This window comes from Sediminibacterium sp. GW821-FHT12F12 (genome assembly GCF_058806635.1).
In genome coordinates, this window is sequence record NZ_JBXAPW010000011.1 from 85,620 (window position 1) to 100,997 (window position 15,378).

At 44.9% G+C, this 15,378-nt stretch carries 15 protein-coding genes; 7 read left to right on the forward strand and 8 right to left on the reverse strand.

The window, feature by feature from the left end:
- Positions 1-118 precede the first annotated feature (118 nt).
- From AC1RNB_RS14740 to AC1RNB_RS14765, 6 genes are read right to left on the reverse strand one after another with little or no spacing between them, the layout of a single operon-like run.
- A complete protein-coding gene (locus tag AC1RNB_RS14740; protein ID WP_493083999.1) occupies positions 119-625 on the reverse strand; it encodes a GNAT family N-acetyltransferase in 507 nt (168 codons plus the stop codon).
- A gap of 10 nt (positions 626-635) precedes the next feature.
- A complete protein-coding gene (locus AC1RNB_RS14745; RefSeq protein ID WP_493084001.1) occupies positions 636-2,105 on the reverse strand; it encodes an APC family permease in 1,470 nt (489 codons plus the stop codon).
- Positions 2,095-2,820, reverse strand: a complete 726-nt coding sequence (locus AC1RNB_RS14750) for an aspartate/glutamate racemase family protein (protein WP_493084003.1) — start codon at positions 2,818-2,820, stop codon at positions 2,095-2,097. The genes AC1RNB_RS14745 and AC1RNB_RS14750 overlap by 11 nt, the downstream gene beginning before the upstream one ends.
- 6 nt (positions 2,821-2,826) lie before the next feature.
- Positions 2,827-3,357 carry a DinB family protein gene (locus AC1RNB_RS14755; RefSeq protein WP_493084005.1) on the reverse strand — a complete coding sequence of 177 codons (531 nt, stop codon included), beginning with the start codon at positions 3,355-3,357 and terminating at the stop codon, positions 2,827-2,829.
- 1 nt (position 3,358) lies between these two features.
- Entirely contained in the window at positions 3,359-3,844 is a 486-nt protein-coding gene (locus AC1RNB_RS14760) for an acyl-CoA thioesterase (protein WP_493084007.1), read from the reverse strand.
- Between the two features lie 59 nt (positions 3,845-3,903).
- The gene (locus AC1RNB_RS14765; RefSeq protein ID WP_493084009.1) at positions 3,904-4,509 is read right to left on the reverse strand and encodes a TetR/AcrR family transcriptional regulator; all 606 of its coding nucleotides are present in this window, start codon (positions 4,507-4,509) and stop codon (positions 3,904-3,906) included.
- A gap of 276 nt (positions 4,510-4,785) precedes the next feature.
- On the opposite strand from AC1RNB_RS14765, the gene AC1RNB_RS14770 reads away from it, so the two are divergent.
- The 3 genes from AC1RNB_RS14770 to AC1RNB_RS14780 all read left to right on the forward strand — a co-directional run bounded on the left by AC1RNB_RS14770 (position 4,786) and on the right by AC1RNB_RS14780 (position 7,740).
- The gene (locus tag AC1RNB_RS14770) at positions 4,786-5,412 is read left to right on the forward strand and encodes a class I SAM-dependent methyltransferase (RefSeq protein ID WP_493084011.1); all 627 of its coding nucleotides are present in this window, start codon (positions 4,786-4,788) and stop codon (positions 5,410-5,412) included.
- 204 nt (positions 5,413-5,616) lie between these two features.
- On the forward strand, positions 5,617-6,675 hold the full coding sequence (locus AC1RNB_RS14775) for an NAD(P)-dependent alcohol dehydrogenase (RefSeq protein ID WP_493084012.1): 1,059 nt from the start codon (positions 5,617-5,619) through the stop codon (positions 6,673-6,675).
- 21 nt (positions 6,676-6,696) lie between these two features.
- The gene (locus tag AC1RNB_RS14780; protein WP_493084014.1) at positions 6,697-7,740 is read left to right on the forward strand and encodes a sialidase family protein; all 1,044 of its coding nucleotides are present in this window, start codon (positions 6,697-6,699) and stop codon (positions 7,738-7,740) included.
- Positions 7,741-7,757: 17 nt separating this feature from the next.
- On the opposite strand, the gene AC1RNB_RS14785 is transcribed toward AC1RNB_RS14780, so the two are convergent.
- Both AC1RNB_RS14785 and AC1RNB_RS14790 read right to left on the reverse strand, forming a co-directional pair.
- The gene (locus AC1RNB_RS14785; protein WP_493084016.1) at positions 7,758-8,588 is read right to left on the reverse strand and encodes a CPBP family intramembrane glutamic endopeptidase; all 831 of its coding nucleotides are present in this window, start codon (positions 8,586-8,588) and stop codon (positions 7,758-7,760) included.
- Between the two features lie 45 nt (positions 8,589-8,633).
- Positions 8,634-9,545, reverse strand: coding sequence for an endonuclease/exonuclease/phosphatase family protein (locus AC1RNB_RS14790; protein ID WP_493084017.1), 912 nt, complete (start codon positions 9,543-9,545; stop codon positions 8,634-8,636).
- Positions 9,546-9,798: 253 nt separating this feature from the next.
- On the opposite strand from AC1RNB_RS14790, the gene AC1RNB_RS14795 reads away from it, so the two are divergent.
- The 4 genes from AC1RNB_RS14795 (at position 9,799) to AC1RNB_RS14810 (ending at position 15,352) form a co-directional block, all read left to right on the forward strand.
- Positions 9,799-12,180, forward strand: a complete 2,382-nt coding sequence (locus AC1RNB_RS14795) for a TonB-dependent siderophore receptor (protein ID WP_493084019.1) — start codon at positions 9,799-9,801, stop codon at positions 12,178-12,180.
- Positions 12,174-13,322 (forward strand): PepSY-associated TM helix domain-containing protein, encoded by a 1,149-nt coding sequence (locus AC1RNB_RS14800; protein WP_493084021.1) that lies wholly within the window; start codon positions 12,174-12,176, stop codon positions 13,320-13,322. The genes AC1RNB_RS14795 and AC1RNB_RS14800 overlap by 7 nt, the downstream gene beginning before the upstream one ends.
- A gap of 122 nt (positions 13,323-13,444) precedes the next feature.
- Positions 13,445-14,047 (forward strand): TetR/AcrR family transcriptional regulator, encoded by a 603-nt coding sequence (locus AC1RNB_RS14805; RefSeq protein WP_493084023.1) that lies wholly within the window; start codon positions 13,445-13,447, stop codon positions 14,045-14,047.
- 168 nt (positions 14,048-14,215) lie between these two features.
- Positions 14,216-15,352 carry an efflux RND transporter periplasmic adaptor subunit gene (locus AC1RNB_RS14810; RefSeq protein WP_493084025.1) on the forward strand — a complete coding sequence of 379 codons (1,137 nt, stop codon included), beginning with the start codon at positions 14,216-14,218 and terminating at the stop codon, positions 15,350-15,352.
- Positions 15,353-15,378: the final 26 nt, after the last annotated feature.

Consider the following 15,378-nt stretch of genomic DNA (forward strand, 5'->3'; position numbering starts at 1 on the left):
GTAGGGATACTGGTATGTAAGAAGATTTGCCGTAGTTAGGCTCTTACTCCTTGTAAGCCTTAGCTGATTCAGCTAAGGTTATGTATAATAGCTTTTATTTGTCTGATTTTCAAGAGGCTTATATTTTAGCCAGTTCCAGCAAAACAATATTGAGGTTCCTGTGTTGCAATGGCAGATCCGGCGTATCTGGGGTTGTATAGGTTTCTACTACGGAGAAGCCATAGCTTTTGTAATACCCAATGATCTTATTGTTTTCAGCCCAGGTATCCATCCGGATAAAACGCAATCGTTTTTCGTTGGCAATATTTTTTGCCCAGTTCAATACCAGACCGAATACTGGGCCTTCGTTAACATGGCGGTTGGCAACAATGCGGTGAAGGTATATGGCATCGCCTTTTTCCTTTTCGCGCCAGATAAGTGGATCTGTGTAACAGACGCTGAAGATGCCGCAGATCTGCTCGTTATTGATGATCTTGTATAACTGTCCGCTTTCAACATCGCGCTGCAGGAATGCTTTGTCATAATTTTTCCATCCCGTAAAGTTTTTCTTTTGCTGGTAGTCAATGGCTTCCTCAAAGAGTTTGTAAATAACGGGCAGATCGTTCAGGGTGGCAGGTGTGATCATAGCAATTGGTTTATTGGTTATTATTCAGGTTGCTGTGACGGGCACTGTACATGAAATACAGCAGCAAGCCGATGAAACTCCAGACTACGAAGCGGATCCAGGTGGCAGTATCGAGACTGCACATCAGCAACAGATTAAAAGCGATACCTAATGGTGCAACCAGCTGAATGTTTTTTACTTTGTAAGGCCGGTGAAGACCAGGTTCTTTCCGGCGCAGAATCAGCACCGCGCCACAAATCATGGCAAAAGCGAAGAGGGTGCCGATGCTTGTCATTTTGGTGGCTTTTTCAATCGGTGTTACTGCTGCTACCACAGATGCCACAGCACCCAGCAGGATGGTGCTTTTCCAGGGTGTTTTGTGAACAGGATGGATGGCCGCAAAAAGTTTGGGTGGGAGTAACCCATCTTTCGCCATATTGAAAAAGATCCGGGTCTGCGACAGTAACATGACCAGCATCACGGATATCAAACCGATCACTGCCGCAATGGTAATCAGGAGTGAGGCCCAGCTTAATCCCGCAGCATCAAATGCCGATGCCACCGGTGCACCCAGGTCGATCTTTTTGTAATTCACCATACCTGTCAATACCATCGATACGAGGATATACAAACTGGTACAAATTATCAGCGAAGCGATAATGGCGAAGGGAATATGTTTGGTGGGATTGATGGCTTCCTGAGATTGTGTGGATACTGCGTCAAAACCAATGAAGGCAAAAAATACAATGCCTGCGGCTGTCAGCACACCAGTCCAACCGTAATGATGTTCACCTGCAGCATCCGTACTCCTTTCGGGAATGAAGGGGTGCCAGTTGGAAGGGTCAATATAAAACACACCTACGCCTATCACAAACAGCACCGCTGCCACTTTTAAGGCAACGATGGTATTATTTACTTTAGCCGATTCCTTGATGCCCCGGTACAGGATCCATGTTACCAGCAATACAATTAAACCGGCAGGCAGGTTAATGGCGAAGGAGAAAGGTGCCAAACCCAGTTTTGCTGCTTCTTCATTTGCAGTAAAAGGATCATTGACCAACCATAGCGGGATATTACTGACACCCGCGAGCTGTAATAGTTTTACGAAATATTTAGACCAGCTCACAGCTACGGTGGTGGCCCCCATCATATATTCCAGGATCAGGTTCCAGCCTATGAACCAGGCAAACAATTCGCCCACAGTGCCATAGGAATAGGCATAGGCAGATCCTGATACCGGTAAGATGGAGGCAAATTCAGCGTAACATAAGGCAGCAAACAAACAGCCAATGCCGGCCAGAATAAAGGAAAGCGCCAGTGCAGGACCTGCATACAGGTTGGCAGCTACACCGGTCAGCACAAAAATACCGCCCCCTATCACTGCACCCACACCAATAGCAGTCAGTTCCCATTTGCCAAGGGTTCGGTTGAGTTCACTTGATTTAATGTCGCTGTTGTAAGCACTGATGGGTTTAATGCGTAAATACTTTTTAAAGGGCATAATCAGTTATTTGGTTGGTAAAAGATGACATAGCATACGCAACGGCGGCCCTGGCGTGGATCTCAGTAGTATTGAAAACAGGAACAGAAAAATCTTCCTGGCCGATAAGCAACGGAATTTCGGTACAACCGAGTATAATGCCCTCGGCCCCCTGTTCGATCAGTGCTTCAGCGATCCTGAGATAGACATTTTTGGTTTGTGCAGACAGGATGCCTTTACCCAGCTCGTGCAGTAAGGTAAACTCGATAAAGTCACGCTCGGCCTTACTGGCCGGAATCATTGTCTCGATTCCGTTTTCGTGTAGTTTTTGCCGGTAGAAATCCAATTCCATGGTATAGGTGGTGCCAAGCAGTCCTGCCTTGTTTATTTTCTTTTCTGCAATGGCTGCTGCGGTAACCTGCCTGATATCAACAAGGGGACTATGAATTTTTTCAGCAACCCGTTCTGCAACAATATGTGCCGTGTTTGCACAGAGTAAAATCAACTCTGCACCGGCTTTTTCAAGTTGCAGTGCCGCATCCAGGAGCAAGGCAAAGCTACTGTCCCAATCATGGGCCGCATTGCAGGTATGAAAGCGTTGGAAATTGACGGAATAGATCATACACTCCGCATAATTCAAACCGCCGGATAGTCTGTTGGTTTCTTCGTTGATGATGCGGTAATAGTCGATGGTGGAGCTCCAGCTGATACCACCTACAAGACCGATTTTTTTCATATTGGTTCAATTAAGGATCCGTAAAAATTCGATAAAGGGACCTACGTCTTTTTGATACTGCTTAGCCATTACCCGTAAGATCTGTGTGGTATGCGAGAGGTCATGGGTTACCCAGGTGGATAATACATTCTGTAAGGTTACGGTACCCATTTTCGGATGTAAGCCCGTTTTGTGGAGGTCTGCTTCAGAAAGTGGATGGGAGCGGAGTGATGCGAGGTTCTGTTGTCTCAGGTCTGTGAACTCAGTTAATAGGGTGCTCATTTTTTTGCCTTTGATCCACTCAAACTGGCTGCTCATATCGAATGGTGAGAGGCGTTTCTGGTCTGCATCGGAAAGAATGGTTTGTATCCGCCCATAAAAATTGTTCTTTTCGCAAAAGATCAAATGACCCACTACCTCCAATGGGCTCCAGGTACCCGGTCCTTCGTTCCGTATAACCCAACCATCGGGTAATCCTTTGAGTAAGGCAGAAAGGGTATCGGGTGTTCGTTCCAATAGCTGTAAAGCTGTTTTGACGGAATATTGTTGCATAGGCATGTTAACTGGTTTTCCGAAGGGTTTTTACTCTTTCCTCAAAACCCATAGCTGGCGCAAGTGGATTCACTACCTGTTCAAAGAACCGCAGCAATGGTTCCGAGTGCTGGTGACTTTTTTGTGTTTGCAGGTGAACATGCACCAGTCGTCCCCATAAAACAGATTTGACAATTGTCTGCCCGCTGTTCCACATCACGGCTTCAAACAGCAGGCTGCTGCCGCTATAAGCGATGAGTTGTGTCTGGATCAGTATTTCTTCTGCGAGCAAAGCAGGAGAGAGGTAACTGATCTGCGTTTGTGCCGATACCCAACCCACCGATTGCTCGCGTGCGATTCTGTAGATATCGAAATCATAATTTTCGAGTAACTGGTCGCCACGGGCCGTCAGCATATAATCGATATACCGCGAATTGTTCAGATGGTTAAACGGGTCGCAATCATGAAAGCGGACTTTCATTTTGCTTGCAAGGGTTTTCTTTAACTGGGCCATACAAATGGTTTAGTTAGTGTTTAAAATATACCGATCGGTATATTAATTAATAAAAAAAATCAATACGCCATATCCCTGATCAATTTTTCGAGAAAGTTCATGGCTATCCGCAGGTCGCCTGATTTGCCGGTCACTTTTGCCTGCATCACGGCGCCTTCGATGAGGGAGCATAAGATAACCGCAAACCCAGCGGGATTCACATCAGCCCTGATCTCTTTTCTTTCAATACCTCTTTTCATCTGGTTTTCTACCGACCGTTTCCAGAAGGACAGGGCTTCGGCCGCCTTCGCACGTAGTTCCGGGTGTGTATCATCCGCCTCGGTAGATGTATTCAGGATCGGGCAGCCAGGTTGCAGAAACGGGATCTTTAAAAAATCGCGGTACACCAGTGGATAGGCGAGTAGTCTGTCAATGGCGTTTTCTTTAGAAAGAATCCGCACTTTCATGTAAGACGTTATTTTCCCAAAATTGTAATCAAAAGCTGCCAGTGCTACTTCATCCTTGTTCGTAAAATTACCATAGATACTGCCTTTGGTTAAGCCGGTGGCCTGTGTAAGATCGCCCAACGAGGTACCCGCATACCCTTTGGTATTGAAAACCGGAGCCGTTTTTTCAATGATAAACCGGCGGGTGCGTTCTGCTTTTGATAGGGAATCTTTTGACATGAAAGTCAAATATAGGATAAATAATACCAATTGGTATATTTTGTAAAAATATTTTTTGATAGTGCGCTGTAATTGGTAAATAGAACAGATGAACAGACGAACAAGGAACAGACGAACGGATGAACACAGATAGTGAAAGGAAAAATGTGCTTGCTTCTGATGGTATCCTCAGTTTTGGGTTACGTTTTATGTTCTATGTTCTGCGTTCTATGTTTTCGGTTCGGTTTCCGATATTCCTGTTCGATATTCTGCTGTTCCAGATTATCTTGCACCTGCATGTCTTACCCTGATATATTACTCAAAATACAAAAGAGCTTTAGCCTGTATGTGCCAGATCCGGAACAGATAAAACGGGTGTACGGACAGTTGTGTGCAAATGATCCAACCACTCCTTTCCCCTTCTGGGCCAAGATCTGGCCATCTGCTTTTGCTTTGCTTGATTTTCTGCAAGAACATCCCCATTGGATCAAAGACAAACAGGTAGTAGAATTAGGAGCAGGAATCGGTTTGCCTTCTTTGCTCATGGCCAAAGAGGCTGCTTCAATGATCGTCAGCGACCACGCACCGGAAGCGGTGGCACTGCTTCAGAAGAATATTCAGCACCTGGGTTTGTTGAATGTAAACGCAGTTTGTCTGAATTGGAATGATTTTCAGGAGGATATCAGGGCCGATACTTTACTGTTAAGTGATATCAATTATGCCCCCGAACAGTTTGCACCATTACTGGTATTGATCCGCAAAATGTTGCTGCAGGGTACGACAATTATTCTCGCAACCCCGCAACGGATCACTATTACACCGTTTGCAGAAGCCATCCAGCCTTATATCAAAGAATCCGTTCTGCAAACCGTGGTGGATAACAGCCTGCCGGTGGAGATCCGGATTCTGGTGCTTACCCAATAACCGATACAGGAGCACGATGTTTGAAAAGTGTGAGAATCTGCTTGTAATTTAGTAAGCTACCGGAGCAGACTGTTATACCTTTGAATGTGTAATAAAAAAAGTGGGAGAGAAGAAGGGTGTAACTTGAACCAATCAACTTTATCCATGCAGTGCCAAACGCAGGTGCACGCGTCATTTATACATCAGCCTTTAAAAACTATACAAATGGGAATACCTAACACAAAAGCTTTCGGAACAGCCTCACCCGAAGCGGCTTTACAAGAAATGCAGATTGAGCGCAGAACAGTTACGCCAAAAGATATTGAAATTGAGATCCTGTATTGCGGGGTTTGTCATTCAGACCTGCATACGGCACGCAACGATTGGGGCGGAACCATTTACCCTGCGGTACCCGGCCATGAAATCGTAGGTAAAGTAACCAACGTAGGCCCTGAAGTAACCAAACTGAAAGTAGGCGATCTGGCGGCTGTTGGCTGCCTCGTTGGCTCCTGCGGTACCTGCGACAGCTGCCGGCAGGATCTGGAGCAATACTGTTTAAACGGCTTTGTAGGTACGTATAATGGTAAAGACAAACATTCAGGTACCCAAACTTTTGGTGGATATTCTGAACGTATTGTGGTAAACGAACATTTTGTACTGAAAGTGCCCGCCAACCTGGACCTGGCCGCTACGGCTCCTTTGTTATGTGCCGGTATCACAACCTGGTCGCCATTGCGCCACTGGAAAGTGGGCAAAGGAAGTAAAGTGGCCGTGGTAGGTTTGGGCGGATTGGGACATATGGCCATTAAACTCGCCAAAGGCCTTGGGGCAGAAGTAACCCTGTTCTCCAGAACACCAGGTAAAGAAAAAGATGCCATTCAATTGGGTGCAGATGCGGTGGTGATATCCACTGAAGCGGATCAGATGAGTAAAGTAAAAGGGAAATTTGACCTGATCATTGATACCGTTCCTTATGTGCATGATGTAAATCCGTATGTAGCTACCTTAAACATCAGCGGCACCTTGGTATTGGTGGGGTATTTAGGCGGACTGGAACCGATATTGAATACTGTACCCATGATCCTCGGAAGAAAAGCCGTAGCCGGATCCCTGATTGGCGGCATTGCAGAAACTCAGGAAATGCTTGATTTTTGTGGCGAACACAATATTGTTTCGGATATAGAGATCATCAAAATGCAGGATATCAATGAAGCCTATGAAAGAATGCTGAAGAGTGATGTGCGTTACCGCTTTGTAATTGATATGGCCAGTTTGAAACAATAGTTGCTAAACAGCTAATATTGTATGATGCGATCCCTCCCTTTGTTGGTTCTTCTGCTTTGCTGTAATGTAAAACAGGTAATGGCGCAGCCCGGTACTTTCCGTATCACACAGCGTAGTGCAGTTTTTGATTCAACGGACTTGTTTGTATCCTGTCACGCATCCACGTTGGTTTCGCTCGAGAAGGGAGTACTGATGAGTGCCTGGTTTGGCGGCAGTGCCGAGGGTAAGAATGATGTCTGTATCTGGGGCGCTTTTTTACAGCTGGGAAAATGGAGCCGGCCGCAACTACTGGTTACCGGCAAACAAGCCGATGGCCAACAGTTTCCCTGCTGGAATCCCGTTTTGTTCAAAGCCCGGAACGGTGTGTTGTATCTGCATTACAAAGTAGGCCCCAATCCGCGTGAATGGTGGTCCTTGTATATCCGATCAGCCGATAATGGCAAAACATGGTCGGAACCGATTCGATTACCGAAAGGAATGCTGGGTCCAATCCGCAATAAACCTATTCAACTGTTATCAGGTAAAATACTCTATCCTTCCAGCACAGAAAGCAAGGATGGGAAATGGGAAGTACATATGGAGATCTCGGATGAGTTATTGACCAACTGGAAAAAATATTCCGTTCCAGGCGATAAGTATGGGGTGATACAACCCACTATTCTGCAACACAGGGAAGGAAAACTGCAGATTCTCTGCCGTAGCCGCCAGAATGTGATTACAGAGAGTTGGTCGGGAGATGGCGGTAAAACATGGCAGGCCATGCAAGCCAATACCCTGCCCAATCCCAATTCAGGTATTGATGCGGTTAGTTTACAGGATGGGAGACAACTGCTGGTATATAATCCCCTTGTTGCAGGTAAAGAGTGGTGGGAGGGCAGATCGGTTTTGCAACTAGCTGTTTCGGCAGACGGGCGTAACTGGAAAGAGATCTGTACACTGGAGGACCATACAAGCGGCGAATACAGTTATCCTGCTATCATTCAGGATAGGGATGGAGTTGTTCATATCACCTATACCAACCAGCGGAAGCAGATTCAATACATTCGGCTGGATCCTGTTTTCTGATCAGCGCTTTCTTGTTTTTATTTAATAGACCGTTCCCTGTTTCTATGCACATACCAGTAAGTGGCCAATAAGGCAAGTACCAATACCGCTACCTGTATGAATAATCCGATTCTGTCGGTTCTTTCCAGTAATACGGGGTTAGTGCCCGGCGGATAATCCAGGATCCAGACCGCTCCCTTGGTTCCTTTCATTCCTGTGATTGCCTGTGATACATTCAATGCAAAATGAATACCCGCAGGTACGGCAATACCGCGCGACCAGATGGCGGCCAATCCAAACACGAAAGCCCATACAAAAGGTCCTGCAAAAGAACTGAGCAGGCTCCAGCCATTTAGTAAATGATACGCTCCAAAAGCAACTGCGATCACTAACTGGCTGATCCATGGGCCATAAGCCTGATACAATTTTTGTTGAGGGTAAGACCTGAATCCGATCTCTTCCATCAAAGCCAATGGCAGTATGGGTAGATACAGGAACAGATAATCAGCAGAAGACGTTTGCGGCTGATACCGGATGGTTAACTCACTGAATTGCAGTAGCACAAAAAGGATGACGGCAAAAATAACCACGCCTGTCAGCGAACCCAATACAAACCTGAACAAGGTTTTCTTTTCCCAGCTCAGTCCCATTGAAGCAAATGAGGGCTGTTTGTTCCGTTGAAAGATCCTTGCTGTTACCAGACCAGCCAGCGAACCCAGTATGCCATAAGCAAGAAAGCTGTACGCGGGCGGAAACAGGGAGCGGGCATTGCCACAGAGAAATAGTAGACCGGTAAAAACCAACATGAAGAGTAGCGGTTTCCCAAAGGCTGAAATGCCTATCGGTTGTAGTGCTTCGTTTTGGGGCATGGGATAAAGGTTGTATAGCGGAATGTAAAACCTGTCTGAACCGATTTATTTTTTTTGATCATCCAGTTCCACCACTACCGGAAAATGATCAGAAGGTACCCTTGCGGTATAAGGTGCTTTATTGTTAACTAATTCTTTCTCGGTTCTTTTACCACGATAGGTGTCTGTGAGGATACCGTATCTTTTTACATGAAAGAATTGATTAACGAAAATATGATCAATTCGGCTGTCTGTTTGTGCATCGGCATTGAAGTTATTGAAGGTTCCATTGGTAGACAGCCGGATGGGAGCCAGTTCATAGGCATCGCGTAACAGGCCGGAATTGTTGATGAGCGTATAACTTTCATTGAACTGATCCACGTTAAAATCTCCGGTAAGTATCAGCGGCATATTGGCCGGCAGTTCCCGCATTTTCTGCATTACCAGTTTGGCGCTTTCGGCACGGGCCTGTACGCCGATATGGTCCATGTGCAGGTTGTAGAAATAGAAAACGAATCTGTTTTTTTTCTCCCGGAATTTACCCCAGGAGCAGATCCTTGGCAAAGCGGCATCCCATCCCTTGTTAGGCCGGTCGGTAATGGGAGAGAGCCAGAAATTTCCTTTTTCCAGCAGATCAAATTTGTTGGTGTCATAAAAGATGGCGGCATATTCCCCTTTCTGTTCTCCATCATCTCTGCCCACACCGGTATATGCATAGCCTGGCAGATTTTGTTGCAGGGTTTCTAACTGGTGAAACAGCCCTTCCTGTATGCCAAAGATCTCCAGGTTGTGAAAACGGATCATGGATACGATTACCGGGTAACGTTGTGCCCAGCCATTGCCGTTTACACTATCGCCGGTATTGGCGTAGCGGATATTGTAAGTGCCTGCCACAAAATGCTGTGCAACACTTTTTTCAGCAGATAAGATGCCGGACAACGATAAGAAGAGTACAAGTAACCAATATTTTATTTGCATATTGAACGTTTTATAGAGGCGAGGTAATGCATAAAGATATTTCTTCTTCATTAATGTACAGGCAGACCGGGTACTATTTCATACCAGCTGATTCATTGCCTGTTATCAAAATCCGGAAATATCGGTGAATGCAACTGTAATACCGATAAAAGGGAAAAGACAATCTCTTTCCCGTTTGCGTAAACAGGTTTTCCCGATGCGGCAGTATTTGTTTTTTGATTAGCAACAGTTTTGCGCACAAATAAAACTGTTTATGAAAAGCATCGGATTTTTTTTAGCACTGTTGATCAGTGTATTCGCATATGGAAGCGCAGTGGATCCCAAAACCGGAACCATTAAAGGAAAAGTAATTACACAGGACCAGCTGCAGGCAGCGGGTGTAGTTGTGAAGATACCTGCATTTAACAAAACCACACTCACAGATGAGGAAGGTGTTTTCATTTTTACAAAACTGGCGGCTGGCGAGTACACGCTTGAATTCTCATTACTGGGTTATATACCGGTAATAGAAAAAGTTACGGTAGTGGCCGGTAAAGAAACAATAGTAACGATACCATTGGCTGTAACAGTACGCCAGCTGGAAGAAGTACTGGTAAAAAACGGGCTCCGTTTTGCCAACCGGCAATCAGCAATGGTAGCGAAGATGCCCTTAAAGAATCTGGAAAATCCGCAGGTATATAGTGTGGTACCAGCTGCTTTGTTAAAAGAACAGGTAGTAACCAGTTTTGATGATGCATTGAAAAATGCACCCGGTATTAATCGGTTATGGTCATCTACCGGAAGGGGCAATGACGGTGGCAGCTATTATTCTTTACGCGGGTTCTCTTTACAGGCAAGAATAGTGAATGGTGTGGCAGGTGCCAGCAACGGCAGTCCTGACCCTGCCAATATGGAAAGGATCGAAGTGATCAAAGGTCCGTCGGGTACTTTATTCGGCAGCAGCCTGGTGTCTTTTGGCGGACTCATTAATACCGTTACCAAACGTCCGCAGGTAATTCCCGGCGGCGAACTATCTATTACAGGCGGCAGTTATGGTTTAACAAGACTTACTGCCGACATCAATACGCCGCTTGATTCTGCCGGAAGATTATTACTTCGTACCAATGCAGCATATCATTACGAAAACAGCTGGCAGGATGCAGGATTTAAAAAATCCTTTTTCCTGGCACCGGCACTTACTTACAAGGTATCGCCCAGATTAACTTTTGATCTGCAGGCTGGTATTTATTCGGCTGAAGCTACCAATGCGGAAATGTTATTCCTTACCCGGACAGCTGCATTGAAAGTTACCCGTCCGCAGGATATGCGGATCGATTTTTCACGGTCTTTCACCAGCAATGATATCACCATTAAAACGCCGGTGATAAACCTGGAAGCGGCGGCCAGATACCAACTGGGCAAAAGCTGGGTATCACAAACCCTTTTATCACGCAGCAACCGGAAATCGGATGGTTATTACTCTTACCTGAGTATTTTACCCGGCGATAGCTCGTTGAGTCGTTTGATCAGTAACCAGAATTCCTACAGCATACTCACTGATCTTCAGCAGAATTTTATTGGTGATTTTCTGATCGGCGGTAAACGGAACCGGGTTGTAATTGGTGTTGATTTTTTATCCTCACAGCTGAATAATGCCAGCAGTGCTTATATCAGTTTTGATACAGTACAGTATATCCGCAATGATGTCAAATACACCAACCTGACAAAGGCCGCAGTAGATGCGAGGCTGAATGGGGGGGTGCCCACTAAAACCACTGCTACCACCAACAGCTACAGTATGTATGCATCTGATGTGTTGGATCTGACAAAGCAACTGCATATTATGGCGAGTTTGCGGGTAGACAGGTTTGATAACCGTGGCAGTTATAACCAGCGGACCAACCTTACCACCGGCGCCTATGCACAAACTGCGTTCTCTCCCAAATTCGGGATTACCTATGAACTGATACCAAGACATATGTCTTGGTTCGCCAATTATATGAATGGTTTCCAGAACCTGGCACCTGTAACACAGGCCGACGGAACTGTAAGTATTTTTAAACCACAGCAGGCCAACCAGTGGGAAGCGGGTATTAAAACTGAAATGCTGGGAGGCAAAATTACGGGAACCGTTACTTACTATGATATCTATGTGCGTAATGTAACCCGCCCGCATCCCACATTAACAGGGTTTACCGTGCAGGATGGCAATATTTCCAGTAAAGGATTTGAAGCGGATCTGGTAGCTGCTTTATTTACCGATTGTAATATCGTGGCCGGTTACAGTTATAACCATGCAGTAAATGATCAGACAGACAAAAATACCAACGGCCTGCGCCCGGTTTCTTCCGGACCCAAACACCTGGCTAATGTGTGGTTGAGTTACAAAACCGGTAAAGGAAAACTAAAAGGAGCGGGTATTGGTTTCGGCGGAAATTATGCCAGTGAAAATATTATTACCAATAGTCTTGTAACCGGCCAGTTTATACTGCCATCCTATACGGTCATGAATGCAACGGTATTCTTTGATCAGCCTGCCTTCCGGATCGCTGTTAAACTGGATAATCTCACCAATCAACAGTACTGGAGTGGCTGGACAACCGTTGAGCCACAGATGCCCAGACGTTTCGCCCTAAATCTTGCTTTCAAATGGTAAACAGAAAATCACAGATTAGACGGATCAGCGATTGGTTGCATTTGTGGCTTGGCCTGATCACAGGCATACTGGTGGTGATTATCAGTATCACAGGATGTTTGTACGTATTTGAGCGAGACCTGCGTGATATTACCGAACCTTACCGTTTTGTTACTGTTGAAAATAAACCCTTGCTGCCGCCATCGGTATTGCGTTCTATCGCTGAGAAACGAACGGGAGTTAAGGCAACCGGTGTGCAATACGGCAGACCGGGCGAAGCGGCGGCGGTTACCTATACTAAAAAGCCGCAGGGATTTACGTATGTATACCTGAATCCGTATACCGGTGATTTTATCCGGGAGAAGATCCGTGACAGGGATTTTTTCCGGATCGTACTGGCCGGTCATTTTTATCTCTGGCTGCCTCCCAAAATCGGGCAGCCGGTAGTATCGGTTACGGTATTGATCTTTGTATTCCTGCTCATCAGTGGGATCATCATGTGGTGGCCCAAAAAATGGAACAGGGCTACGAGGAAAAATAGTTTTGGTATTAATTGGAAAGCCAGGTTTAAACGACTGAATTATGACCTGCACAATGTACTGGGCTTTTATGTGCTGCTGCTGGCTTTTGTGATCGCTGTTACGGGTCTGGTGTTTGGGTTCAAGTGGTTTGCGAGATCCTATCATTATCTGGTAACCGGAGGGAAGACATTACCCACAACAAAAAAACCATTATCGGATACTACTACATATATAGTACCCTTTCTGGTGCATAACACAGAAGACAGTATCTGGCAACTGGCGATGCAGGAATATGCACCTATTTCAGGTTTGTTGCAGATCAGTTTTCCAGGCAAATCAGCTGACCCGGTGGCCGTAACGTATAATCCGGATAAGAAAACATATTACAAAAGGATCTTCCGGTATTTTGACCGTTATACAGCGAAAGAACTCCCAACCAGCATACCGGCGCCTGTTACCACGGGAGAAAAAATTTACCGAATGAATTATGATATCCATGTGGGAGCTGCTTTTGGTATCACAGGTAAGATCCTCGCATTTGCTGCCAGTCTTATCTGCGCCAGTTTACCCGTAACCGGTTTTTTGATCTGGTGGGGTAGAAAAAGAAAAGCCCGCCTGCCCAATAAACGAATAGCTCAATAGTCGTATTTGCTGATGACTTTTCGGGTAAGCAGGGTTTTTTATGAAAAATTTGGTGTATTGGCAAAAAGTCCTTTATTTTTGTTTAACAGTGTTAAATTATTTAACTATTGTTATTGCTTCAAATGGCCAGCAAAGAAAGAATACAAAGATTGAAAGAAGAAACAAGGATCCGGATCCTTGAAGCTTCGCTTGATATTGTAAAGGAGGAAGGTTGGCAATCGCTTAGTATGCGTAAGATTGCAGACAGGATTGAATATACGGCCCCCATCATTTATGAATATTTTGCCAATAAAGATGCTATTCTTAATGAACTTACGCGACAGGGTTTTGTAAAGTTGGCCAGGGAAATGGATGAAGCAAGCAAGGCTTTTTCAGATCCCCCGGCGCAATTGGAAGCCATGTGGCTGGCTTACTGGAATTTTGCCTTTGCCAATAAGGAATTATACCAGGTGATGTATGGTGTTGAAATGAACTGTTGTGTGTTTGAAAATAGCTGTCCGGACATACAGGGGCCTTCCAACCTGATCTGGGATAAAATTACCGAGCTGGTTCCTGAAGAAAACCGAACAGAGGACTTTATCTGTACCAAGTATTATACGTTCTGGTCGGTTGTACATGGGTTGATATCGATTAATATGACACGCCAGACACGTCAGGCAAGCAATGAAATCAATAAACAAGTTTTGAAAGATGCGATATCGGGAATTATTAACTCAATGAAATAAAGGGTTTTTTATTTGTCCGGTATCTAACGCTGTTAGATAATTTAATCATGTTCATATTTCACTAATAAATTTCTCATTTTCTAAAATCCAATACGCAGTTTATAAAACAGTTTGAGAACTGCTTTTTTATTATTAAACCTTAACACTGTTAAACAATTTAATTACGTTATGAAAAAAATCTTCTACTCAGGCGTTTTTTTAGTTTTAGTTGCCTGCGCCGGCAACCAGTTCAACCAAACACCTCCGCCGCCACAATCTTTACCCGTTATTAAACTGAACACCGGTTCTGCCACTATCTGGCAGGAATATCCTGCCTCTCTTGAGGGAACCGTGAATGTTGAAATCCGTTCGCAGGTGAACGGTTACCTGGAAAAAATATATGTGGAGGAAGGGGCTTATGTATTACAGGGGCAACCTTTATTCAGCATCAACAGCAGCGAGTACAAAGAGTATGCAAACAATGCCGGAGCCTCCATACAACTGGCAAAAGCCAATATGGAAAGGGCGCAGGTTGAAGTGGACCGAATTAAACCCCTTGTTGACAATAAAGTGGTTGCCGATGTACAATTAAAAACTGCTCAGGCAAACCTGGCTGCATCCAAAGCGGCTCTTGCACAGGCTGTATCCTCAAAGGGAAGTGCAGATATTACTGTTGGGTACACATTGATCAAAGCTCCCGTAAACGGTTATATTGGTCATATTCCTTTCAAAAAAGGAAGTGTGGTAAGCAAAACCGATGTAATACCATTGACGGTTCTTTCGGAAGTGAATAATGTGCATGCCTATTTTTCTATGAGTGAAAGTGATTTTTTAACCTTTTTATCCAAAGTAGAAGGCAAAACAACGGAGGAAAAAGTAAAAAATATTTTACCGGTAGAATTACAATTACCCGATAATACGATTTATAAAACAAAAGGCAGGGTAGAACTGGTGCAGGGCCAATTTGACCGAAATGCCGGGGCCATCAGCTTCAGGGCCGTTTTTAATAATGCAGAGAAACAACTGCGTTCCGGTATGACAGGAAAAATCCGCATACCCTCCATGCTGCACGAACAACTCATTGTTCCGCAGGAAGCAACTTATGAAGTGCAGGATAAAATATTTGTATTTGCCCTGGGCGATAGTAATAAAGTAGCCAGTAAACAAATCTTCGTAAGTGGGAAAAGCGGTTCCAATTACCTGGTAAACAAAGGTCTTGTAAGCGGAGAAACCATTTTATTCAGTGGCTTACAAAGAGTGAGAGACGGAATTTTTATCGCTCCACAACCTATTTCGTTAGACAGTGTACTTCGTGCAAGCCTGTAACTCCATCCTTATCAACCAAACTATTT

What these genes read in the sequence shown, in the direction of transcription:
- AC1RNB_RS14740 (WP_493083999.1), bottom strand. Translation starts at nt 625, where the DNA reads ATGATCACACCTGCCACCCTGAACGATCTGCCCGTTATTTACAAACTC.
- AC1RNB_RS14745 (WP_493084001.1), bottom strand. Translation starts at nt 2,105, where the DNA reads ATGCCCTTTAAAAAGTATTTACGCATTAAACCCATCAGTGCTTACAAC.
- AC1RNB_RS14750 (WP_493084003.1), bottom strand. Translation starts at nt 2,820, where the DNA reads ATGAAAAAAATCGGTCTTGTAGGTGGTATCAGCTGGAGCTCCACCATC.
- AC1RNB_RS14755 (WP_493084005.1), bottom strand. Translation starts at nt 3,357, where the DNA reads ATGCCTATGCAACAATATTCCGTCAAAACAGCTTTACAGCTATTGGAA.
- AC1RNB_RS14760 (WP_493084007.1), bottom strand. Translation starts at nt 3,844, where the DNA reads ATGGCCCAGTTAAAGAAAACCCTTGCAAGCAAAATGAAAGTCCGCTTT.
- AC1RNB_RS14765 (WP_493084009.1), bottom strand. Translation starts at nt 4,509, where the DNA reads ATGTCAAAAGATTCCCTATCAAAAGCAGAACGCACCCGCCGGTTTATC.
- AC1RNB_RS14770 (WP_493084011.1), top strand. Translation starts at nt 4,786, where the DNA reads ATGTCTTACCCTGATATATTACTCAAAATACAAAAGAGCTTTAGCCTG.
- AC1RNB_RS14775 (WP_493084012.1), top strand. Translation starts at nt 5,617, where the DNA reads ATGGGAATACCTAACACAAAAGCTTTCGGAACAGCCTCACCCGAAGCG.
- AC1RNB_RS14780 (WP_493084014.1), top strand. Translation starts at nt 6,697, where the DNA reads ATGATGCGATCCCTCCCTTTGTTGGTTCTTCTGCTTTGCTGTAATGTA.
- AC1RNB_RS14785 (WP_493084016.1), bottom strand. Translation starts at nt 8,588, where the DNA reads ATGCCCCAAAACGAAGCACTACAACCGATAGGCATTTCAGCCTTTGGG.
- AC1RNB_RS14790 (WP_493084017.1), bottom strand. Translation starts at nt 9,545, where the DNA reads ATGCAAATAAAATATTGGTTACTTGTACTCTTCTTATCGTTGTCCGGC.
- AC1RNB_RS14795 (WP_493084019.1), top strand. Translation starts at nt 9,799, where the DNA reads ATGAAAAGCATCGGATTTTTTTTAGCACTGTTGATCAGTGTATTCGCA.
- AC1RNB_RS14800 (WP_493084021.1), top strand. Translation starts at nt 12,174, where the DNA reads ATGGTAAACAGAAAATCACAGATTAGACGGATCAGCGATTGGTTGCAT.
- AC1RNB_RS14805 (WP_493084023.1), top strand. Translation starts at nt 13,445, where the DNA reads ATGGCCAGCAAAGAAAGAATACAAAGATTGAAAGAAGAAACAAGGATC.
- AC1RNB_RS14810 (WP_493084025.1), top strand. Translation starts at nt 14,216, where the DNA reads ATGAAAAAAATCTTCTACTCAGGCGTTTTTTTAGTTTTAGTTGCCTGC.